Source organism: Leisingera sp. NJS204 (genome assembly GCF_004123675.1).
In the GTDB taxonomy this organism is placed as follows: Bacteria; Pseudomonadota; Alphaproteobacteria; order Rhodobacterales; family Rhodobacteraceae; genus Leisingera.
Genome location: NZ_CP035418.1, coordinates 35,383 through 57,646 on the forward strand (window position 1 = coordinate 35,383; position 22,264 = coordinate 57,646).

19 protein-coding genes and 1 pseudogene are annotated in these 22,264 nt (G+C 61.5%); 7 read left to right on the forward strand and 13 right to left on the reverse strand.

Features of this window, described 5'->3' with window-relative positions; translation table 11 throughout:
- Positions 1 to 87: 87 nt before the first annotated feature.
- Together ETW24_RS20835 and ETW24_RS20840 are read right to left on the reverse strand one after the other, a co-directional pair.
- Complete coding sequence (locus ETW24_RS20835; RefSeq protein WP_129373022.1) at positions 88 to 2,346, reverse strand: methyl-accepting chemotaxis protein; 2,259 nt, start codon at positions 2,344 to 2,346, stop codon at positions 88 to 90.
- A gap of 459 nt (positions 2,347 to 2,805) precedes the next feature.
- Positions 2,806 to 3,931: pseudogene (locus ETW24_RS20840) on the reverse strand (methyl-accepting chemotaxis protein); the annotation flags it as partial.
- Positions 3,932 to 4,145: 214 nt separating this feature from the next.
- Between ETW24_RS20840 and ETW24_RS20845 the strand changes: the two are divergent.
- Positions 4,146 to 4,595, forward strand: coding sequence for an Lrp/AsnC family transcriptional regulator (locus ETW24_RS20845; RefSeq protein ID WP_129373023.1), 450 nt, complete (start codon positions 4,146 to 4,148; stop codon positions 4,593 to 4,595).
- An 85-nt stretch (positions 4,596 to 4,680) separates the two neighbouring features.
- Here ETW24_RS20845 and ETW24_RS20850 read toward each other — a convergent pair whose 3' ends face one another.
- Positions 4,681 to 5,616: a LysR family transcriptional regulator gene (locus ETW24_RS20850; protein WP_129373024.1), complete on the reverse strand. Its 936-nt coding sequence runs from the start codon at positions 5,614 to 5,616 to the stop codon at positions 4,681 to 4,683.
- Positions 5,617 to 5,782: 166 nt separating this feature from the next.
- Between ETW24_RS20850 and ETW24_RS20855 the strand changes: the two genes are divergently transcribed.
- From ETW24_RS20855 to ETW24_RS20870, 4 genes are all read left to right on the forward strand, one after another.
- Positions 5,783 to 6,796, forward strand: coding sequence for a TRAP transporter substrate-binding protein (locus ETW24_RS20855; RefSeq protein ID WP_129373025.1), 1,014 nt, complete (start codon positions 5,783 to 5,785; stop codon positions 6,794 to 6,796).
- Positions 6,797 to 6,868: 72 nt separating this feature from the next.
- Positions 6,869 to 7,405 carry a TRAP transporter small permease gene (locus ETW24_RS20860; RefSeq protein WP_129373026.1) on the forward strand — a complete coding sequence of 179 codons (537 nt, stop codon included), beginning with the start codon at positions 6,869 to 6,871 and terminating at the stop codon, positions 7,403 to 7,405.
- Positions 7,406 to 7,426: 21 nt separating this feature from the next.
- On the forward strand, positions 7,427 to 8,767 hold the full coding sequence (locus ETW24_RS20865) for a TRAP transporter large permease (RefSeq protein ID WP_129373027.1): 1,341 nt from the start codon (positions 7,427 to 7,429) through the stop codon (positions 8,765 to 8,767).
- Positions 8,768 to 8,783: 16 nt separating this feature from the next.
- Positions 8,784 to 9,287, forward strand: a complete 504-nt coding sequence (locus ETW24_RS20870) for a universal stress protein (protein WP_129373028.1) — start codon at positions 8,784 to 8,786, stop codon at positions 9,285 to 9,287.
- A gap of 57 nt (positions 9,288 to 9,344) precedes the next feature.
- On the opposite strand, the gene ETW24_RS20875 is transcribed toward ETW24_RS20870, so the two are convergent.
- From ETW24_RS20875 to ETW24_RS20910, 8 genes are all read right to left on the reverse strand, one after another.
- Positions 9,345 to 10,850 carry a M81 family metallopeptidase gene (locus tag ETW24_RS20875; RefSeq protein WP_129373029.1) on the reverse strand — a complete coding sequence of 502 codons (1,506 nt, stop codon included), beginning with the start codon at positions 10,848 to 10,850 and terminating at the stop codon, positions 9,345 to 9,347.
- Positions 10,847 to 12,469 (reverse strand): amidohydrolase, encoded by a 1,623-nt coding sequence (locus ETW24_RS20880; protein ID WP_129373030.1) that lies wholly within the window; start codon positions 12,467 to 12,469, stop codon positions 10,847 to 10,849. Before ETW24_RS20880 ends, ETW24_RS20875 begins: the two co-directional genes overlap by 4 nt.
- A 23-nt stretch (positions 12,470 to 12,492) precedes the next feature.
- Positions 12,493 to 13,416, reverse strand: coding sequence for an oligopeptide/dipeptide ABC transporter ATP-binding protein (locus ETW24_RS20885; protein WP_129373031.1), 924 nt, complete (start codon positions 13,414 to 13,416; stop codon positions 12,493 to 12,495).
- The gene (locus tag ETW24_RS20890; RefSeq protein WP_129373032.1) at positions 13,413 to 14,393 is read right to left on the reverse strand and encodes an ABC transporter ATP-binding protein; all 981 of its coding nucleotides are present in this window, start codon (positions 14,391 to 14,393) and stop codon (positions 13,413 to 13,415) included. The genes ETW24_RS20885 and ETW24_RS20890 overlap by 4 nt, the downstream gene beginning before the upstream one ends.
- On the reverse strand, positions 14,390 to 15,247 hold the full coding sequence (locus ETW24_RS20895; RefSeq protein ID WP_129373033.1) for an ABC transporter permease: 858 nt from the start codon (positions 15,245 to 15,247) through the stop codon (positions 14,390 to 14,392). Before ETW24_RS20895 ends, ETW24_RS20890 begins: the two co-directional genes overlap by 4 nt.
- Before the next feature lie 10 nt (positions 15,248 to 15,257).
- Complete coding sequence (locus ETW24_RS20900) at positions 15,258 to 16,196, reverse strand: ABC transporter permease (RefSeq protein ID WP_129373034.1); 939 nt, start codon at positions 16,194 to 16,196, stop codon at positions 15,258 to 15,260.
- Positions 16,197 to 16,291: 95 nt separating this feature from the next.
- On the reverse strand, positions 16,292 to 17,854 hold the full coding sequence (locus ETW24_RS20905; RefSeq protein WP_129373035.1) for an ABC transporter substrate-binding protein: 1,563 nt from the start codon (positions 17,852 to 17,854) through the stop codon (positions 16,292 to 16,294).
- A gap of 77 nt (positions 17,855 to 17,931) precedes the next feature.
- Positions 17,932 to 18,237 (reverse strand): hypothetical protein, encoded by a 306-nt coding sequence (locus tag ETW24_RS20910; RefSeq protein ID WP_164982797.1) that lies wholly within the window; start codon positions 18,235 to 18,237, stop codon positions 17,932 to 17,934.
- 127 nt (positions 18,238 to 18,364) lie between these two features.
- Between ETW24_RS20910 and ETW24_RS20915 the strand changes: the two genes are divergently transcribed.
- Positions 18,365 to 19,168, forward strand: a complete 804-nt coding sequence (locus ETW24_RS20915) for a helix-turn-helix transcriptional regulator (protein WP_129373037.1) — start codon at positions 18,365 to 18,367, stop codon at positions 19,166 to 19,168.
- Positions 19,169 to 19,231: 63 nt separating this feature from the next.
- On the opposite strand, the gene ETW24_RS20920 is transcribed toward ETW24_RS20915, so the two are convergent.
- Together ETW24_RS20920 and ETW24_RS20925 are read right to left on the reverse strand one after the other, a co-directional pair.
- Positions 19,232 to 20,005, reverse strand: a complete 774-nt coding sequence (locus ETW24_RS20920) for an inositol monophosphatase family protein (protein WP_129373038.1) — start codon at positions 20,003 to 20,005, stop codon at positions 19,232 to 19,234.
- 316 nt (positions 20,006 to 20,321) lie between these two features.
- Positions 20,322 to 21,062 (reverse strand): helix-turn-helix transcriptional regulator, encoded by a 741-nt coding sequence (locus tag ETW24_RS20925; protein WP_129373039.1) that lies wholly within the window; start codon positions 21,060 to 21,062, stop codon positions 20,322 to 20,324.
- Between the two features lie 158 nt (positions 21,063 to 21,220).
- On the opposite strand from ETW24_RS20925, the gene speB reads away from it, so the two are divergent.
- Positions 21,221 to 22,192, forward strand: a complete 972-nt coding sequence (gene speB, locus ETW24_RS20930; protein ID WP_129373040.1) for an agmatinase — start codon at positions 21,221 to 21,223, stop codon at positions 22,190 to 22,192.
- Positions 22,193 to 22,264 lie beyond the last annotated feature (72 nt).

Here is a 22,264-nt window from a genome sequence, read left to right on the forward strand (position 1 = left end):
GTAAACATGATTATGTTGAAAGAGCAGCCGGTTTACAGGTTGTCTTCTGACTGGCGGAGGCGGAACATCAGCCAGTCAGGTTTGGTATTAGGCACTCAGGCGGCCGGGGGCGTTGTTGACCTCGTGGCTGGCCGCGGGGGCGGCGCTGCCGCTGCCCAGATCAAACCGGCCAATGATACCAGTCAAGCTGTGCGATTCATTTTGCAGCAGCTGGCTGGCAGCCGCGGCTTCCTCGGACATGGCGGCATTCTGCTGAGTCATATTGTCCAGCTGGTGCATGGCGCCGTCGATTTTTTCCAGCCCGCGCGATTGGGTGCGCACACCGTCGGCAATGTCGGTGACCAGCCCGGATACCGCCGAGACCTGTTCGATGATGCTGGTCAGCGCGTCCCCCGCACGGCCCACCATCGCGACGCCATTTGCCACGTGTTCCTCGCTGGCGGAGGTCAGTCCCTTGATCTGTCCGGCCGCATTTGAGGCCCGTTGCGCCAGGGCGCGCACTTCGGAGGCGACCACGGCAAAGCCTGCGCCGGCGGGGCCTGCGCGGGCGGCCTCCACCCCGGCATTGAGGGCCAGCAGGTTGGTCTGGAAGGCAATGTCGTCGATCATGTTGATAATTTTGGAAATCTCTGAAGAGGCTTCCTGAATCTGGTCCATCGCGGCCACCGCAGAGGTCACCACATCCGTGCTTTGTTCCGCTTCACTGCGGGCGCCGCGCATGGTTTCATCCATCCGGCCCGCTTGGTCAGCGGTGTCGCGGATACCGCCGGTCAGCTCGCGGATGGCGCCGGCGGTTTCTTCCAGCGTCGCTGCCTGGCTTTCGGTGCGATGGGCCATTTCGGTAGCCGCGCCCCGTTGTTCCTCGGAGAACCGCCCGACGTTTTCCGCCGCCTCCACCACGTCGCCCATAGACCCGCGCAGCCGGTCAAGGCTGCGGTTGAAGTTTTCCCGCAAGGTCTCGTAATGCCCGTCAAAAGGCGCCTGAATGTCACAGGTCAGGTTGCCGCGCTGCAGCTCGGACAAGGCTGCGCTCATACTGTCGACCACAGCAGCGGTGTGGCGGGCGGCCTCGACTTCGCGCGCCGCTGCGGCGTCGGCCTCCTTCAGCTTGCCGCGGAAACTGTCAAGGCTGCGGGCCAGGTCGCCCAGTTCGTCACCGCGGTCGCGGCCCAGTATGTCGGTGTCATAGTTGTTGTCCGCCAGCGCATTTGTGGCCTCGCGCAGGGCATGGATCGGGCGGGTGACGCTGCGCGCCGCCAGCCAGGACACGGCGATGGCTGCCAGCAGAGCGGCGCCGATCAGCCCGGCGGCAATCAGCCGGATGCGTTCAACCACGGCAAAGGCAGTGTGTTCGTCGGTTTCCAGCACCAGCGACCAGTCAAAGCCGGGCAGCTCCAGCGGCATCACCAGAGCTATGGCACGTTCGCCCAGAGAGGAGGCAACCGCCTCAAACTGGCCGGCTTCGCGCGCCTTGGCGGCCTGGATCTGCGGGGTGTCCGGCATTTTCTGCAGCACCGGGAACAATCCCTCAACCGAGGACGGGCTGCGGGCCAGGCCGTCGCTGCTGGCAACAAAAATGTTCTGATGCGTGCCGCCCGACAGATTGCTGGTCAGCGCAGTGACGACGCCCTTGGTGCCCAGCTGCACGGCGATAACGCCGACTATCTGTTTGCGTTTGGAGAAGACGGGCGCGGCCAGGAAGGCTGCAACGCCATCGGGACTGTGGCTGTAGGCGGCAAAGTCTGCGGCGACCACCGTGCCGGCCTCTGCCTGCAGTGCGGCTTTGAATGCTTGGGCCAGTCCGCTGTCCGCATCCGGCGCGATACCGGTCAGAAAGTCATCCTGCTTTTTGACCGAGTAGACCACCTGCCCTTTGGCGCTGATCAGATAAAGGTCCTGATAGCCGTTCAGGCGCAGGCTTTGCAGGAAAGTGGGGTGATAGGTGACATGCGACTGGTTGTAATAGCTGCCGTCGCCCGCGTCTGTCAGCTCCTCGCGCTGCTGCGCTGGATGCGGGTTTTCTGCGGCATAGGTCTGTTTCAGATAGGCGATCGGGTCGTCTTCTTCGACCATGCCGATCACCCGTTCGAAGTTGCCGATCGCCCGGAATACTGCGGGCTGGCCGGCCAGGCTGGAAACATCGGACCGGGCTGCCCTGATCAGGAATTCCAGCGCCTGAGCGCCGGATTTGGCTTCTATCTTTTGCGCGGCAAAGGCGTTTTCCCGGATGCTGCGCTCAGCCATTGAATAAACCAGCAGTGACACGGTAACGAGGAAGGCCCCGGTCAGCGCTACCATGATCAGCGGCAGCTTCAGCTTGAGCGGCAATTTCGTGGTCCGGGGCATTGGCGAAGGTCTCCTGCTAGCGGCGGCGCACCGGTTGCAGCCGGGGCCTATAGGAGTGTTAATCAGGAAAGTCCTGAAAAAGTGTGTACCGCAAGCCTATCGCAAATGAAGTTTTCCGGAATTCCGGGAAACTTGATGCCGCAAATTTGAATTTCAGGTCCCATCGGTGGCAGCCGCGGGTTTTCTCTTATTATTCTTGTGTTTGCCACCGTATGTGTTCCAAAAATACAAGCCTGGGTGGCGCAAACCGTCATGTAGGAACACATTCGAATTTGGGGATCTTGCAGGGAGTGCCCCGGCCTCAAGCTGCCCCTGGGTTAAGCGCCCGCAAAGGCCGGGTAACTTTCTGCGAGGCGTTTTTGCGGGTGCGCGGGCCGCGGAGAATCGTTCCCCTGGCCGTCCGAAGGCGGCAGCCGGGAACGCGGCACCATCGGGTGCGGTGCTGTCAAGGCGGCGCTGGAATTCCTGCCAGAGATTACGGGCGGCATTTCCGCGGCCGGTTTCGGGAGCCGCGCAAGGCGCCGGGCTGGTCTCGGTTTCCCAGTAATCATCACTATGCGCAGAAGGCCCCGGCTGGAGAGCAGCGATGGCCGGAGCGGGGGCAGCACTGCCGCCGGATACCCGGGAATGCGCCACCAGTTCCGAGAGTTTGCCGGCATCAGTGTTCAGCATGTGGCCGGCTGCGGTGGCCTCTTCCACCATCGCTGCGTTCTGCTGGGTGACTTGGTCCAACTGGATGACACCTGTGTTGATCTCGTTCAGTCCGGTCGATTGCCCGGCCGCACCTTCGGCAATGCCGGATACCAGCTGAGAAGTAAGGGTGACCTGCTCGACAATGCTTTGCAGCGCCTCGCCTGCCTTGCCGATCAGATCGACGCCGCGCTCTACTTATCTTGAACTGTCGCCGATCAGCGTCTTGATCTCCATCGCCGCGTCTGATGAGCGCTGCGCCAGCGCCCGCACCTTGGAGGCGAGCACCGCAAAACCCTTGCCGGCCTCGCCCGCGCGTGCTGCCTCGACACCGGCGTTCAACGCCAAAAGGTTGGTCGGGAAAGCGGTGTCGTCGATCACGCTGAGGATTTGCGAAATGTGTTTCGAGCTTTGTTCGATCTCCGCCATGGCGGTGACGGCATTTTGCACAATGGTGCGGTTGGATTCGGCCTGCAAGCGTGCCTCCGCAATGGTGGTTTCAACGCTGCTGGCGCCTTCGGAAGCGGAAATGACCGAAGCGGTCAGCTCATCCAGCGCCGCCATTGCGGATGCTGCCTGCCGCCCCAATCACCTGGGCGACAGTAGAACTCAGCGTTTCGGAGGTCAGGTTGAAGTCCTGGCGCAGTTCTTCATGTTCTTCCGGAAAGGTCCCGGTCAGATGGAAGGCAAAGTCGCCCTTGGACAGGCGCGACAACCCGGTGCGCAAGCTGTCCACCACCTTTTGTTGCTGGCGCTGTTTTCCGCACGTTCCTGGTCGGCGTTGCGGGCCTTTTTCAGGTCCCCCCTGCATTTCCACAAGTGTTCTGCCAATTGCGCCGATTTCATCCTGCCGGTCCGCCTCGGCAATGGCGATGTCCAGACCGCCTGCTGCCAATCGGTTTTCGGGGAGGCGGCATGGCTGTTGTGGCAGCTGACGCAGACCTCAGACACCATCCGGTCGGCGACGGCCACCCGCCGCAAATTCCCCGTTAAATCAGGGTTCTCGCGCGCGTCTTTGAGCGCGATGGCTGCAGATCCTCCAGCCCCGTGCGTCCGCGGTCTTGCGGATTCGAGTTGTCATTCCTGCCGAAGCAGGGGAAAAATCAGCTATGGATGAAAAAGACCACGATATCCTCCGGCTGATACAGTCCAACGCGCAACTGACCGCCGAAGCCATCAGCCATGAGATCGGCCTGTCGGCACCGGCGGTGCAGAAACGGTTGAAAAAGCTCCGCGATACCGGTGTGATCGAAAAGGAAATCGCCATTCTGTCCCCGGCCCGGCTGGGGCGGGAGATGACGGTGATCGTGCAAGTGGTTCTGGAGCGCGAAAGCCGGATGCATCTGGACGCCTTCAAGCGCAAGATGCGCCAGGCCAGTCAGGTGCAGCAATGCTATTACACCACTGGCGAGGCTGATTTCATCCTTGTGATCATCGTGGGCGATATCAAGGAATATGAGGCCTTCACCCAGGAGTATTTCTTTGATGAATCCAATGTCAGCCGCTTTACCTCGTCGGTTGTAATGGACCGGGTCAAGGTGTCGCTGGACATCATTTAGGCCCGGGGTCAGCGGCCGGAACTGGCCGGTTCGGGTTGATCTGCGTCGGATTTTGCCGGAGCAGCTGCGCGGCGGCTGAGCGGCATCAAACCTCTGCTGCCTGCCCCGAGTGCGCCGCAACCAGCGTGTCCAGAAACAGTTTGGTGATACGGTTTACCGCGGGCCGCTTGCGGGTGACGGCGGCAAACTGGCTGCGGTAAAAGACGTCTCTGGGCAGGACTTTGCGCATCAGGCCGCTGCCGACAAAACCGGCGGCCAGGTGATCCGGCAGAAATCCCAGATAGCTGCCCGACATGATCAGGATCGCCAGCGCCTGTTCGTTCTGCACCTTGGCAGAGCGGCGGAAGCCCAGCTTCTGCCCCACATGCAGGTTGGGTGAATTTACCCGGATGCCTGCATAATTCATCGCCTGCACATCCCGCAGGCCCAGGCTGGTGTGGTCGCAGTCAAAGAACGGATGCCCCTTGCCGCAATAAAGAAACATGTTTTCTCCATACAGGGGCATGTAGTCCAGGCTGGGAGAAGGCCGGTGCAGCGCCAGGATGCCGATATCCAGCTGGCCGCTGATCACCTTGGTTTCAATCAGGTTCGGCGGCTCCAGCGACAGTTCGATCTCCACCGCAGGCGCGGCCTTGTTAAAGACCCGGATCCCGCCCGGCACAAAGGCTTCGGGATTGGAAGCGCATTGGTCGAACAGGGCAATCCGGATGGTGCCGGCCATCTGCTGCTTGATCTCGTTCACTTCGGCGCGGAAATCCGACACCGAGGTCAGCAGTCCCTCAGCGGATTTCAGCACTTTGCTGCCGTCGTCCGTCAGCGAGAACCCCGCCGGGCCGCGGTTGCACAGCTTCAGATCCAGCCGCAGCTCCAGGTCGGCGATGTATTTTGAAATGGTCGATTTGCCGATGTTCAGCTCGGTCTCGGCGGCGGCCAGCCCGCCGCTTTCGGCCACGGCCCTGAACACCCTGAGCAGTTTCAGATCGGCATCGGCGACATGTTTGACGTGTGTTTTGCGGCTCATCTTAAAGTTCGATATTTGTGAAACCTTGATATCATAAGTTTACATTCTAGAAACATGAAACGCAATGTAGCCTCTCGCCAGCAAGGCAGGATCGGACTGGTGCAAGCGCTATGGAGGGCGTGCCAGCGCGCGCCTTGTCTTCAAGATGACAATACGGGAGGAAGTTATGTCATTTCTCAAAAAGGTCTGCACGCTGACCGCAGCCGTTTCTGCCGCCGCGATGCTGACCACCGGCGCTGTATCCGCCAAAAACTTTAAGATTGCGGTGGGCGACGGCGCCGGCAGCTCGCAGGAAGGCACCGGCAAGTTTTTCATTGAAGCGCTGGAAGCAAAATCCGGCGGTGCGCATACCGGCACCATGTTCCTCAACGGTCAGCTGGGCTCGGAGCAGGACACCGTGAACGAGGCCGCAATCGGCACCTTGGACATGTCCCTGCTGGCAATCAACAACGTCACACCGTTTTCGCCGTCGGTTGGCGTTTTCACCCTGCCGTATGTGATCCTGTCGCTGGAAGATGCGGAAAAACTGACCCAGGGTCCGATCGGCCAGGAACTGACCGAAAACACCATCCGCGATGCCGGCGTGCGCATCCTGGCCTGGACCTACACCGGGTTCCGCCGCCTGACCAACTCCAAGAAACCGGTCACCAATGTTGCCGACCTGCAGGATCTGGTCATCCGCGTTCCCAAGAACGAAATCATGATCGAGACCTACAAGTCCTGGGGCATCAACCCGACCCCGATGGCCTGGTCCGAGACCTTTACCGGTCTGCAGACCAAAGTTGTCGATGGCCAGGACAACCCCTACACCACCATCAACGCGATGAAGTTCTATGAAGTGCAGGAATATGTGACCAACCTGCGCTACATCTTCTCGATCGAGCCGCTGATCGTCTCCGAGGCGGTGTTCCAGGATCTGTCCGAAGAAGACCAGCAGATCCTGATCGAAGCGGGCAAGGAAGCCACCGTGAAATCGGCGCAGTATCTGCGCGACATCGAAGCCGAGATCAAAGAAGGCCTGCTGGCCAAGGGCATGCAGATTGACGATCCGGCAAATGATGAGGCCGAGTTCATCAAGCTGGCAACCGAAGCTGTGTGGCCGCAGTTCTATGACTCCATCGGCGGCGTCGAGAAGCTGAACACGGTGCTGACCACCATCGGCCGTGATCCGGTTCAGTAAGCCTCTGGTAAATATATAAAAAATAACAAAGCAGCGCCACGTGCGCTGCTTTGCACAGGGGAGGAGTACACAATGTTCTGGAAATTTCTGGACAATATAGAAAGCTATATCTGCCGCCTATTGCTGTCCGGCTTTGTCATTCTGCTGTTTGTGCAGATCGTCTCGCGCGAGGTGTTCGGCCATTCATTTTCATGGATCGAAGAACTGTCGGTCTACATGTTCGTCTGGTTTGTCTTTTTCGGTGCCAGCTATGCAGCCCTGAAAAGCGCGCACAACCGGGTGACGTTTCAATTCAAATTCCTGCCCGAACGCTACATCAAATACATCGAAGCTTTTGCAGATCTGTTCTGGATTTTCTTCAATGTGTATTTCATCTGGCTGGCCTACGACTTTGTCTTCAACAAGATGAACAAGTTCTGGAAATCCCAGACTTTGGGCGTCGAGATGAAATACGTCTACATGGTGCTGCCAATCGCCTTCACCCTGATGACCATCCGTATTCTGCAGGTGAACTACAAGAAGCTGATCAAGGGCGAGGAAATCCACGACCCCGATCAGATCGACCTTGATGAAATCAAGGCTGCCACCGAAGCAGAGCGCGGCAAGTAAGCGCCGGACAGGGAGAAAAACATGGAAACTCAAATCGTCTCAATTCTGTTCGGATCGTTCCTGGTGCTGTTGCTGATGGGCGCTCCGATCACGGTGGCGCTTGGCGTCGCCTCGCTGGTGTCGTTCCTGTACTTGGATGAGAACCCGATCAAATTTGTGCAGATCGCCTTTACCTCGGTCGGATCGTTCCCGCTGATGGCCCTGCCTGCCTTCATCCTGGCCGGCGCGCTGATGGAGGCTGCGGGGATCTCGAAACGCCTGATCAATGTCGCTGAAAGCCTGGCCGGGCCGTTCACCGGCGGTATTTCTGCCGCCACCGTGATGGCCTGCCTGTTCTTTGGCGCCATTTCCGGCTCCGGCCCGGCCACCACGGCGGCTGTTGGCATGCTGATGATCCCGGCAATGATCGACCGCGGCTATGAAAAAGGCTATGCCTCGGCAGTCACCGCATCGTCGGGCGGCCTCGGCATCATCATCCCGCCGTCTATTCCGATGGTGATTTTCGGCATTGCCGCCCTTGGCATGGCGCCGCCGCCGGAAGCGGTCGAGAAATTCGGCACCTTCCAGTCGGTCTCGATCTCGAAACTGTTCATTGCCGGCTTTATGCCTGCCTTCCTGATTGCCACCAGCCTTCTGATCCTGAACTACTTCATGTCGAAAAAGCGCGGCTACAAAGGCATGGCTGAGGGCTGGTCGTTCCGCAATGTCGGCTGCGAGATGTACCGGGGCTTTTGGTCGCTGATGGCACCGCTGGTAATTCTGGGCGGTATCTACACCGGCTTCTTCACCCCGACCGAGGCCGCCATTGTCGCGATCTTCTATACGCTGGCGGTTGGTGTCTTCATCTACCGCGAGCTGACCTGGTCGTCGCTGTTCCAATCGCTGGAGGCCACCACCTGGCTGACGGGCCGTGTTCTCTTGATCCTGTTCACTGCCACTGTGTTCGGCCGGCTGCTGGTGGAAAACCAGATCCCGGCAATCATCGCCGACAGCATGCTGAGCTTTACCCAGAACCTCTATGTGATCTGGGCGCTGATCATCTTCTTTTTGCTGTTTGTCGGCATGTTCATGGAAACCCTGGCAACCATCCTGATCCTGGTTCCGGTGATGCTGCCGGTGGCCTATTCGGTCGGCATCGACCCGATCCATTTCGGCGTGGTGATGGTCTGTACGCTGGGTATCGGTTTCCAGACACCGCCGTTGGGGGAAAACCTGTTCATTGCCTCGGGCATATCGAACATCTCGATCGAGCAGATATCGTTGCGCGCCCTGCCCTTTGCTGCGGTGAACACGATTGCGATTTTCGTTATCGCGTTCTTCCCGGAAATCTCGCTATGGCTGCCGCGGCTGTTTGGCTATTGATGTGAAAGGATCTGATATGAAACCGATGATCACCAACATCCTGTTTGCCACCGATCTGTCGCAGAACTCGCCCTACGCATTGCGCCATGCGGCCAGTCTGGCGCAGGCGACGGGGGCGGAAATCCACGTGCTGCACGTGAATGAGCCGATCTCGGATGATGCCAGGATCACCTTCGAGATGTTTGTGCTGAACGACGAAACCCGCAAATCAGCGGCCAAACGGCGGCACGAGATGGTGAAAAAGGTGCTGGCCGAACGGCAGGCCCGGTTCTGGGCTGCATTGGAAGGCGATGATGCCAAGATCCGCGATCAGGTCACCTCGGTCGAGGTGACCGACGGCCACCCGGCAGAGGTGATCCTGCGCCGGTCGGTTGAGCTGGGCTGCGATCTGATTGTGCTGGGCGCCCATGATCACGGGTTCTCCCATACCTTCCTGGGCACTGTTGCCAAACGGGTGCTGCGCCGCTCGCAGATCCCGACGCTGGTGGTGCCCTACCAGAACGGCGAAGACGACGACTGATCCTCCCCCGCAAGCGGTGTCTATGACCGCTTGCAAACTCCGCCCGTGCAATAAGCCTCAGACTTTTGCAGGGGCGGCTTTTACGTTCGGATGCAGGTTTTTGTAGGGAAACGAGCCCAGATCGCAGGGGAACACACCTGGTGCGGCAACCGGATAGACCGCACTCGCCACCGGCTCGAAATCGGCGCGGAAATGGGCGGTGCTTTTGACGCAAATGGTGCGGAAACCCTTTGGCTGCAGCCCGATATGGGTGAAATGCGCCAGATCCAGGCATTGATTGCGGACGCTGGTGACCACAAGGGTGATATCCGCGTCGGCCCCATGCAGCCGGATTGCGGCCGTGAGGCCGAGCGTGGCCACCCCGCCGCCATACATTTCGCCGGTGTAACGGCACATGCCATCGCCAAGCGCCACCACTTGAAACTCTGCCTCATAGGGCTGATCGCCAGGGGTGCCTGACCGCCCGCCAAGGGCGGCGCGGAAGATGCCCCCCTGCCCGGCCTCATGCGCCGCCTCTGCTGTAAGCGGATCATGAAACAGCCCCATCAGCACGCCTTGCGCACCTGCACCTGCCAGTGCTGCCAGCAGCCCTGTGGTATCCGAAGTTCCGCCGGCACCCGGATTGTCCTGCACATCCGCCAGCACCACCGGCTTGCCCGCGCGCGGCTGACAGGCAAGCGCCGCGGCCTGCTGCGGCGTCAGCATCGGGTGTTCCGATTGCGATTCCAACTCGGCGAACAGCATCGCGATATGGTCAGCCGCTTGTTCTGCCGCCGCAGCTGTTGGGCCATATGCAACGCATGAGGGCCGTGTGTCCGGGAAATCCGCCGCGGTGAACCCCAGAGCAATATCCGCAACAACCCCGCCCTGCTCCAGCGGCGGCAGAGATGCATAAAGCTGTTTGCCGGGTGTTGCGCCGGTGTATTGCGCATGCAGGGGGATCAGATAATCCATCTGCCGGAACGCCTTACACAGCCGCTCCCCCGCCAGCAGCCGCTGCAGCACCGGCACGCAGCGCGCGCCGGTCTCTGCCATGTCCAAATGCGGATAGGTCCGGAAGATCGCAATGTAAGAGGCCAGATCGGCCGACGCCGCCGAGATATTGGCGTGCAGGTCCAGGCTGACCACGATGGGCAGGTCCGGCCCTACCAGGGCACGCACCCGGCGCAGGATCTCGCCCTCGCCGTCCGCATGTGTTTCCGTGACCATTGCCCCATGCAGGTCCAGGAATATTCCGTCCAGCGGCCCGGCAGCGCGCAAACCATCCAGCAGCTTGCCGCATATGGTCTCAAAGGCGTGGTCCGTCACATGTGCGGACGGTTCCGCCGAAGCCCACAAAACCGGCAGCAGCGCCATGCCCGCCGCCTCAGCCGCTGCTGCAAATCCCGCGACGGGCAGGTTCATGCCGCAGGTCTCAGAGATCACCTCGGCCCCATGCAGCATGGCAGGCCAGGAATCCGCCATCTCAAACTCCGCCAGCCCGGCCTTGGTGGTGCCAAAGCAATTGGTTTCATGCTGGAAACCGGCGATGGCAATGCGCGGTTGTTTTTGCAAGCCTGTCATTTCCCCTGCATCCAGACTGTTTTGCCGCGGCGGATGGTCTGCGTTACTTTGGTGCTCTCAATGCTGTCAGGGTCTTCCAGCGGATTGCGGTTCAGCACTGCAAAATCCGCCAGCTTGCCAGCCTCGATGGAGCCGCGGCTGTCCTCCTTGAAAACCTGCCAGGCGGCATCGATGGTCTGTGCGCGCAGGGCGGACAACACGCTGATCCGCTGATCCTCGCCCAGCCGCCGCCCGCTGGCGGTCAGCCGGTTCACCGCGCAATGGGCCAGATGGATCGGCCGGGTCGGCGTCACCGAGGCATCATTGTGGATGGTGTAGCGCACGCCGAACCGCTCAGCCGAGGCACAGGGAGAGATCCGCCCGGCACGGTCCGGCCCCAGGAAAGTGTCGTAATGCCGGTCGCCCCAGAAATGCACATGTGCCGGAAAAAAGCTGACGGTGATCCCCAGTTTGGCCATCTGCTGCAACTGGTCGTCCCGCAGGGCCTGGCCGTGAATGATCGTGTGGCGGTGATCACCCCGCGGGTTGGCCTCCAGCGCTGCGGCGACCGCATCAATGAACATCTGCGCGCCGGCATCGCCGTTGCAATGGCAATGGATCTGGTGGCCCAGATCATGCAGTTTCTTCACGTCGCGGCGGTGGTCCGTTTCGGCTGCATAGGGCATCCCGCAGGGGTGCTCCGGGTCCGCAGGCCGGTGATAGGGCGCGCTGAGGTATGCGGTCTGCAGCTGAAACGCCCCGTCGGTGAACAGCTTGCGCGGGCCAAGGGTGAAATGCGGATTGCCGGGCCAGTCCAGCGCATCGGGACCATCCGTCAGCGCAGGTTCCAGCTCGCCGATGGGCAGCAGCATCAGGTCATAGCCCGGGTCCTGACCGACAGGCAGCGAGGCGAAATGTTCCAGCATCTTGCGCGTGGCCCAGGCGTTTTGCGCATAGGTCACACCATAAGACAGGTATTCATCGCGGCAGCTGTTGAAACCCGCCCAGAACCGTTCGCGGCTGATCAGGAAATCGGTGTCGCCCATCTCGCGCATTGCTGACAATCCCTCGATCAGACCGGTCAGCGCGCCGGTTTCCGGATCGCGCCCGAACCGCCCGCCCAAAGGGTCGGGCGTGCCGCGGTTCACACCGTGAAGGTGCAATGCCAGTGAATTGGCTGATCCATTGTGGCCTGAGGCATGGATGACCCAAATGGGATGGTCCGTGGACACGCTGTCCAGCTCGGCCCGGGTCGGCATCCGGCCCTCTGCGATGGCGGTATTGTCGAACAGCACCCCCATCACCCATTCCCCGGCAGGTGTTTCCGCCGCCCTTGCCCGCAGCCGGGCCAGCGCGGTCGGGATGTCGGGGCAATCGCCGCTGGGGGCCGAGGCAAGATTGACCCGGAACAGCCGGATAAAGCCGGGATCGGGGAAATGCCCGTGCGGGTCGATGAAGGCGGGGATCAGGGTCTGGCCTTGCAGATCAACCTCTTGCGTGCCTGCTGGCATTTGCGCGCGCAGCTCGGACGCAGGTCCAGTCATGCGGATCGTTTCGCCGTCGGTCAGTACCGCCTCGGGTGTGGAATTGGCCGCATCCATCGTCAGGATCGAGCCATTGAAGTACAATGTGCGCGTCATGGTCTTCTTTTCTTTGCAGGATGTCAGCCGAGAGGCGCCAGGCAGCGCAGTCCGTGGCCGTTTTCGACCTCCCATTGCGGGGTCTGGATGCAGAACTCCTGGGCAAACGGACAGCGTTCGCGGAACTCGCAGCCCGAGGGGCGTTTGAGCAGGCTGGGCGGCTCGCCTTTCAGGGCGATGCGTTCCAGCCGGGCGTCGGGATCGGGTTCCGGGTTCGCGCTCAGCAGGCAGCGGGTGTAGGGGTGGCGCGGGTGCTTAAAGATCGCCTCGGTGGTGCCTTCCTCGACCAGGCGGCCCAGATAGAGGATGCCCATCCGGTCCGCCACATGACGCACCACGTTCAGGTTATGGGTGATGATCACCATCGCCAGTCCCAGCCGCTCCCGCAGGTCGTTCATCAGGTTCAGCAGTTCCCCTTGCACCGACACGTCAAGCCCTGCGGTGGGTTCATCCGCCAGGATCAGTTTGGGTTCCAGCGCCAGCGCGCGGGCGACGCCCACCCGCCGTGCCTGCCCGCCCGACAGCTGATAGGGATAACGGTCGGCAAAATGCGCGGGCAGGTTCACCATTTCCAAAAGGCGCTTGGCCTCAGCGTCCAGATCGCGGTCCTTCATGCCCTGGATGCGGTAGGGTTCGGTGATCAGGCTGCGGATGGTCAGGCGCGGCGACAGGCTGCCGACCGGGTCCTGGAACATCATCGCGATGTCCTTGCGCAGGGGGCGCAGTTCCCGTTCCGAGGCACCGCGGATTTCCTGGCCGTCGAATTTGACGGACCCCTCCTGTGCCGGCGCCATCCCGGCAATCGCCCGGATCACGGTGGTCTTGCCGGAGCCGCTTTCACCAACCAGCGCATAAGTTTCGCCGGGTTCAACGGTAAAGCTGACACCGGCCAGCACATTGACCGGCCCATAGCTGGTCTTGAGGTTTTTGACATCCAGCAGGCTCATGTCGCGGCCTCCTTATGGTTCAGCCAGCAGGCCGCGTGGTGGCCTTCTTTCAGTTGCGCCAGCGGCGGCACCTCGGCGGCACAGCGCGGCATTGCCTGGTCGCAGCGGTCGCGGAAAATGCAGCCGCCGGGCAGGTTGGCCAGATCCGGCACCTCGCCGGGGATGGTGGGCAGAACCCGGGCGCGTTCCTTGATGTGGCCGGGGTCGCAGTCGATCAGACGGCGGGTGTAGGGATGCTTGGGATCGTGGAAGATCTCGCGCACGTCGCCGCTTTCAATCACCGCGCCGGCGTACATCACCACCACCCGGTCGCAGAGCTCGGCAATCACCCCCAGATGATGCGAGATGAACAGGATGGCGCAGTCGAATTCCTGCTGCAGCTCTTGCAGGCGCTCGATGATCTGCACCTCCAGCGTGGCATCCAGCGCTGTTGTCGGCTCATCCGCGATCAGCAGATCGGGCTCCGACATCAGCGCCATGGCGATGGCAATCCGCTGGCGCATGCCGCCGGAGAATTCATGCGGGAACTGATCCAGCCGGGCCTCCGGATCCGGGATGCCAACGGCGCCCAGCATCTGCGCGGCGCGCGCCCGTTTGTCGGGTTTTGACGCCTTGGAGCGGTGCTGGATATCCAGCATCTGCTGGCCGATCGACAGCACCGGATTGTGGGTCTGCATCGGGTCCTGGAACACGATGGAGATATCGGCACCGCGCAGATCCCGCATCTTGCGCTCCGGCAGTTGCAACAGGTCTTCGCCCTTGAACCGCACCTCGCCTTGACGGAACCGGGTGTTCGGCGCGGTCAGCCGCAGAATGGACGAGATCAGGGTGGATTTGCCGCATCCCGACTCGCCGACGATGCCGACAATCTCGCCTTTGCGCACATCAAAGCTGATATCGCGCAAGGCGCGCAGGTCGCCGCGGGCGGTCTCATAGTCGACGCTGAGACGGTCGATTTCCAGAAGAGTATCAGTCATCGCTGTTTCCTCAGTTTCGGGTCAACCACGTCGCGCAGGCTCTCGCCCAGAAAGGTGAAGCCAAGCGTTGCCAGAATGATCGGCAAGCCCCCGCCCACCACCAGCCACGGCGTCTGGCGGATCAGCGAATAGCCGTCTTTCAGCAGCGCGCCCCAGCTGGGCGTCGGCGGTTTCACCCCAAGGCCAAGGAAGGACAGCCCGGCCTCCAGCGCGATCACGGTGGGGATATCCATCGCCGCCAGCACCGCCAGCACGCCGACGATATTGGGCAGCATATGCACGCCCAGAATGCGCTTCATGCTGGCCCCCATCGAGCGTTCGGCCAGAATGAATTCGGAATTGCGCAGGGTCAGCGTCTGGGTCCGCGCCACCCGGCCATAGGTCGGGATCGACGTCGCCATGACCACCACAACCACCGTCTGCAGGCTTGGCCCCACCAGCGCCACCACGGCCAGGGCAAACATCACGGTGGGAAAGGACCGGATGGTGTCAAAGAACAGCATCAGCAGGTTGTCGAGCCATTTCGGCCCGTAGCCTGCGATCATCCCCAGCGTCAGGCCGATGGCCATGGCGCCGAATACCGCGGGCAGCGCCACTTTCAGCGCCACTTGGCCGCCCATGACGACGCGCGAGAACGTATCGCGGCCCAGCTGGTCGGTGCCCAGGATATGGGCGGCGGACGGGCCTTGCAGGCGGTCCTTGATGTTCATCGCCACTGGATCATAGGGCACGATCCAGATGGCAAAGACGGCGCAGAACACAATGGTGCCGACAATGATCAGCCCCATCAGCCCCAGCGGGTCGCGGGCGACGCCGTGGATGATCTGGCCCAGTTCGGAACGGGATTTGGTCATAACGCCCTCCTTAATGCGCTGTGCGGGCGCGGGGATCGAGCCAGGCGTTGATCAGATCAGCCAGCGCGGTGGAAACCACAAACAGGCCGGTTGAGATCAGCACCGATCCCATCACGATCGGGTAATTGCGGGTGGTGATGCTGTCGATCACCAGCTTGCCCAGCCCGGGCCGGGCAAAGACGATCTCGGCAAAGACGGCGGAAGACAAAAGGAACCCCATGCCGACGCCGATCACCGTGACCACCGGCAGAATGGCGATGCGCAGCGCATAGACCAGCACCACCCGGCGTTCGTTGATGCCAAAGGCGCGGGCGGTGCGGATGTGGCTTTCGCCCATCACCTCCAGCATTGAGGCGCGCACCAGCCGGGCGATATAGCCGACCCAGCTAAGGCCGATGGCAAAGGCCGGCAGCACCAGGTGGTTGAGGCGGTCCCAGAACCCTTCTCCGGCACCGATGGCGGGAAACCACTGCAGATGCACTGCAAAGACCAGCAGCGACAGCAGCGCCACAACAAAGGCAGGCGCGGCAACAAAACTGACGGAAATCGCGGCGGTGATCCGGTCGATCAGCGTGTTGGGATGCGCCGCCGCATAGGCCCCCAGCCCGATGCCCAGGGTGGCGGACCAGATGATCGATCCCAGGATCAGCCACAGGGTATGGGGCAATTGCTGGAACACAATGTCGGTCACCGAGCGCCCCGAGAACACATCTATTCCCAGATCGCCCTGCAAAAGGTTGCCGTAAAAGATGACGAGCTGTTTCCAGATCGGCTGGTCCAGCGCCAGCTCGGCCGTCAGGCGCGCCTGCAATTCTGGCGTGGCGCGCGGGCCGAGCATGATCTGGACCGGATCGCCGGGCACGGCGCGGATCATCAGGAACATGACGGTGACCGCCACGATCAGGATCAGCAGTGCCAGCCCGAAGCGCCGGAGTGCATAAAGTAACATGGCCGCATGGCTCCCTTGTTCTCGCTGTGCGGAGGAAATCGGCACGGCTGCACCGCGAATTGCAGCCGTGCCAGTCGGTCAGGCCCTGGGGAGGATCAGGCCTTGCCGAAGTAGCGCAGCAGTGCAAGCCCGTCGGGCCGCAGTGCCGGCACAACACCCGCCGAATGCACCACCGGTGTCGCCTCATGGGTCAGGAAGCGGTAGGCGCCGCTTTCCTCCATTACGTCCTGCGCCCGCCGGTACAACTCGTCCCGCTTGGCCTGGTCGGTCAGCTGCGAGGCTTCGGTGTGGATCTTGTCGAATTCCTCATTGCTGAACTGTTCCCAGTTCCAGTGGCCGATCTGGTCAGTAATGAACCACGAGGTTGCGTAATACGGGTCCGGTGTCATTGAGTAGCGGTTCAGCACCAGCTGCAGGTCTTCGTTGTCTGCACTGGCCCAGAAGGCGCCGGATTCCAGCACGTTGACCTCAACCGTGATGCCGATCTGCGCCAGCGTTGCCTGAATGACCTGCGCCGCGGTGGTGAAGGTGGTCTTGTTCAGCGTGTCGAGCTTCAGCGTCACGTTGGTCTCGCCGGATTCGGCCAGTAGCTCTGCTGCTTTTGCAAAATCCGCCTGCGGCGGCACCAGCGACTGCGGGCGGTTGCCCGCAAGGCCCGGCGCGATGATGCCGGTGGAGGGGTCCACAGCGCCGAAATAGGCGGCCTCCAGCACCGAGGGCACATCAATCGCGTGCTGGATTGCCTGCCGCAGTTTCTTATTCTGCAGCTTGGGGTGATCCAGGTTCATGCCCAGCCAGGTGTAATACAGCGACGGGTATTCCAGCAGCGTGCCGCCATTCGGCACCCCGTCGCGGTAACGCTGTACCGACCCCAATGAGACGCGGGTAAAGTCCAGCTCACCCGCCTCAAAGGCGATCTCGGCTGTGTTTTCGTCGTCAATCGGCAGGATCTCAATGGTATCCCAGGCGGGCGCGTCACCTTTCCAGTCCGGATTGCGCTTCAGCACGGTTTTTTCCTTGGGCGACCAGCTGTCACGCAGGTAGGGACCGGATTCCGCCAGCGGATCAGTGGTTGCCTTGCCGCCTGCGGCCTCCCAGGCCTTTTTCGATACGATGTTGCCGGTGATATAGGGCAGCGCAATGCTCCACAGCGGCGCAAAGGGTTCCTTCAGCACGATGGTGCCCTCACGCTCGCCGGTCACTTCGACGTGGCTCAGCGGGCCCATGTCGGGCTTGTTCGGGCTTTCCGTCTCATCCGCGACGATGCGTTCAAAGCTGTATTTCACGTCTTCCGCGGTCATCGCGCCAAAGCCGTTTGTGAACCCGATATCATCGCGCAGCGCGAATTTGATATGGGTCTCGTCGCCCTGTTCGATCATCGCGGCGGCGTCCATCTGCCAGTCCCATTCGCGGCCGGGCTTGTACTGGATCAGCTTGTTGTAGATCGAGGCGTGGATTTCCTCGTCGATCACACCCTTGGAAAACGCCGGGTCGATGCTTTGCAAATCACCGTAGGAGCGCACCCGCAGCGTGCCGCCCTCTGCCGCCATGGCGCGGCCGCCCAGGCCCATCGGCAGCGCAGCCGCCGCCCCTAGCGCGGTTGCGCCTTTCAGAAAATTGCGGCGCCCCACCGGCGCTTTGGTCCATTCGATCTTCATGGTTTCCTCCCTTAAGATCAGATCAAAGAAGCCCGCGCGGAAGGGTTTCAGCCCATTCCTTTGTCAGGACTTCCGTTTCATCCGCGCCTTCGGTGGCGCGCAATTTGCGGGTCAGATAGAAACTCTGCCCGTCGCAAAACATGGTGCTTTCTGTATCGATGGCGACCTGCCTGCTTGGACAGATGCGGATAGCGGCGCTCCCACGTGCCGGCCCGGCCGGTGATGGCCAGCACGGCCTTGCCGTCGCACAATTCCTGTTCGGAAAATTCGTCATCAAAATCGCCTTCGCTGTCACCGGTGCCCTCCGGCAGCCACAGGCGTGCCGCAAGACGGCGCCCATCCGGCATCGGGATCCAGTGATGAAGGGTGCTTGCAGCGGGCATTGCGGTCTCTGGCTGGGTTGCGGTCCTTCTAGAAAACCCGGTTTCTTCAAATACGGAACTGTGCAAACATGCGCGAACTGACGCTTTAAGATACTAACCAGCGTCAATTTGCGAAGGATACTGGGCATTGCCGGAAAGTTTTTCAGAAAACCTGCGCTCGCTTTGCGCCGAACATGGCAGCATCGCGCAGATCTGCCGCGAGATCGGAATCAACCGCCAGCAATTCAACCGCTACCTTAATGGCAGCAGCCTGCCCGCCGCCCACAACCTGCGCCGGATCGCCCGGTATTTCTCGATCCCGGAAGCGCAGCTGTTCACCGCGAACGCTGAATTCGAAACCCGGCTGGAGGCAGCCGCAGGCCCGGTGCAGCACAGCCCGGCAGACCGGTTCCTGTCGCCGTTCCGCGGCCAGCAGCGCAATCTCAAGCGCTACCTGGGCTTTTACCACGCCTATTTCCGCACCCCGTCCTGGGACGAGGGGATCTTCTGCTCGCTGACCCGGTTTATTGAGCAGGACGGGTATATCCTGTCCCGCAACCTGGAAATCGCCCATGATCCCGAGCAAAGCATCCGGCAGATTTCGCGGTACGAAGGCATGGTCACCCTGCGCGGCAACCGGCTGTTCATCACCGAGCATGAGCGCGCCCGCGAAGGCAGCGTGGCGCAGACCATCCTGTTTTCGGCCCACCGTCAGCAGCTTAAGTACCTGCGCGGCATGACCATGGGGGTGGCCTGGCGGCCGTTTCCGCGCCCCTATGCGGCGCGGGCGATCTGGAAGCGCCTGGATGAGCGGGTCTCGGCGCGCGAGGCGATTGCCGCCTGCGGTGTCTACCCGGTCCGCAGCCCGCGGATCGACCCCACCGTGCGCAACTACTTGGAGACCCCGGATAAAGAGGATCTTCCAGAAGCGCCGGGCAGCGTATTGTTCTAAGCAAAGCTTCGGTCTTTTGACCGGCATAGAGGCACGCGGCCCGTTCAGGCAGCCGCCACCGGGTTAGCCTTTGATCAGCGCCAGCATTTCACCGTGCAGTTCCGGAGTCGCTGCCGAAATCACCCGGCCGTCCGAGTTCAGCCCCAGCGGCAGGCCGTCCCAATCGGTGATCACCCCGCCTGCGGCTTCGATGACCGCTGACACCGGCAGGTAATCATAGGGCTGCAGGTCATAGTCGATCACCGCATCCGCATGGCCTGCTGCCAGCAGTGCGTGCGGATAGCAGTCATAGGCAAAGCGGCGGGTCTGGCCGGCCTGCATCAGCCGCTCGAACAAATGCGGATAGTCGCGGTGGATCTTGTCGCCCTCGTTGACGAACAGGATCGACCGGTCCAACCGGGTCTGTTCCGACACGCGGATCGGGGCGCCGTTCAGCGTCGCACCTTCACCGCGCACCCCCAGAAAGGTCTCCCCCAGGGCAGGCATGCCGATCACCCCGGCCTGAGGGACGCCGCCCTGCAAATACCCCAGCAGAAAGCCGAACAGCGGGTGGCCCGCCAGAAACGACCGGGTGCCGTCGATCGGGTCGATGATCCAGACATCGTTGCGGTCCTCACCGTCAAAGCCATGTTCCTCGCCAAAGATGCCGTGGCCGGGGAAATGCTGCGTCAGATAGGCGCGCACCTTGTCCTCGATCGCCTTGTCGGCCTGGGTGACCGGGCTTTCATCCGCCTTGAATTCAACCCCAAGCCGGCCGCGGAAATAACAGCGGGCGGCATCAGATGCGATTTCTGCAATCCGAACGGCGTGACCGGCGTAATCCTGTGTCGTCAGCATCGGTTTGATTTCACTCCCATGATCTTTTGCTCCGAAGGCAATCCGGCGGTCTCCTGTTTCCGGATTGCTGGCAATGATTACCGTCCAGTAGACTTGCGGCTGCCCGCGCAGCAGCCTGCCTAAAGCCCTGGCTTGAGAGCAGACTTTCGCGAATGTGTGGAAATGGTCAACAGTTTTTGTGGCAAAATGACCGTTTTAAGGTCATTCATGGCGCTAATTTGTCATCCTGCACGATTTTACCGTCTCAATTGACCGTTTTTCATGCGGGCGGCCTGGTCCGGTTAAACTGCAGAATGCCGCCGCACTGCTTTCGAAGCTAATGCGCCCCGGCAAGATGCCGGGTGGCCATGGAGAACAGCTCTGCCTGCGATGCAATTCCCAGTTTTGAATAGGCGTGATGCCGGTGGACTTTGACAGTGCCCTCTGCAATCCCAAGATACGCGGCGGCCGAGGGTGTCGAATGCCCCTGCAGGACCAGCTGCACCACCTCGCGTTCCCGCGGGCTAAGGACGCCGGTGCCGAATGTCTGCATCCGGTCCTCCCAATCGGGCCTCTGGAAACCTTGTGCTGCCGTCTCTGCCTGTCCCCATTGCCGCAGAACCGCAGCTGAGATCAATTGGAACACTGCATTCAGCCGCGCGTTATCCGCCGCCTCAAACCGTTGCCGGCGGGAAAAACGGGCCAGCGAGACGACGATCCAGCGCTCTGCCCCGTCTTGTACCAGCACGCCGATCTCGTCGCTGATGCTGATCTTGCGGTAAAAGGCGCGGTAGTATTCCGACCGGTAGAACGCCTCTGGTGCCAGATCCATCAACCGGTAGGCCCCCGGAGTGCAGCCGTTGCGGCAGGCCTGATACAGCGGATCCAGAAGATAGGGGCCGCTGGCATAGAACTCCACGGTAATCGCCGCCTGCAGTTCATCCAGATCCTGATACAAGGAGACAGGCGGCAGCGCGCCCTCATAGCGTGAGATGACCATCGAATCAAAGCTGCAGCACTGCGACAGAATTTGCCGCAGCGCACCGGGAAAGCGGTCGGTGCCAAGTGTTTCTGCCATAGCAGCCAGGGCGGTCACCCAGCTGGCGGCCAACGGAGGGTGGGGAAATTCAGCGTTCAAATCTATACCTATAGATATATGTCCTTTGCCAAGTTTACCGGCATAAGAACGGATTTCAAACTGGGGCCGACCGGAATTTCAACCTAACGGAGCCCCAGATGACCGAAACCTCCAGCGTGAACCCCGTACAGGGCGACCTGGCTTTCACCCGCAGCAATGACCGCGGCGTGATTGCCGAGGCCAGCTATGCCGGCGCGCTCAGCTTTATGCGCCGCCGCTATACACGCGACCTCAGCAGCGCGGATGTGGCGGTGATGGGCGTGCCCTTTGACCTCTCGGTCTCCAGCCGCTCCGGCACCCGTCTGGGGCCGCGCGCTGTACGCTCAGGCTCCAGTCATATCGCCTGGTCGAAACCCTGGCCCTGGAAGGCGGACCCATACGAGGCGCTGCGGGTGGTCGATTATGGCGATTGCGAGTTCGATTACGGCTATCCGCACAAGGTGCCGGGCCAGATCACCCAGGCCGCCCGTGATGTGCTGGCCAGTGATACCGCGCTGCTGTCGATCGGCGGCGATCATTTCATAACCTATCCGCTGCTAAAGGCGCATGCGGAGAAACACGGGCCCCTCAGCCTGATCCAGTTCGACGCCCACTCCGACACCTGGGCGGACGAGGAAGGCCGTATCGATCACGGCACCATGCTGTGGCACGCCATCCGCGAAGGGCTTGTGGATCCCGCCCGCTCGGTCCAGGTCGGCATCCGCACCCACAACCCCGACCCGATGGGCATGAACATCATCGACGCCATCGAGGTTCAGAAAACCGGCCCCGAGGCGGTGGCAGAGAAAATCCGCGCCATCACCGGCGACAGCAAAACTTATGTCACCTTCGACATCGACGCGCTGGAGCCTGCCTCGGCCCCCGGAACCGGCACGCCGGTGATTGGCGGTCTCAGCCCCTATCAGGCACAGGAGATCATCCGCGGGCTGGCGGGCATCGACGTGGTCGGCATGGACGTGGTCGAGGTCGCGCCGGCCTATGACATCTCTGAGATCACCGCCATCGCCGCGGCCACCATCGCCAATGATCTGCTCTGTCTCTACGCCGCCGGACCCTCCGGCCAGCGGTGAGGCGGTTGTTAACGCCAAAGCGGTAGACGCCCCGGCTTCTGCAGCCGGGGCGGTCTTTGCGGCGGACAGGCT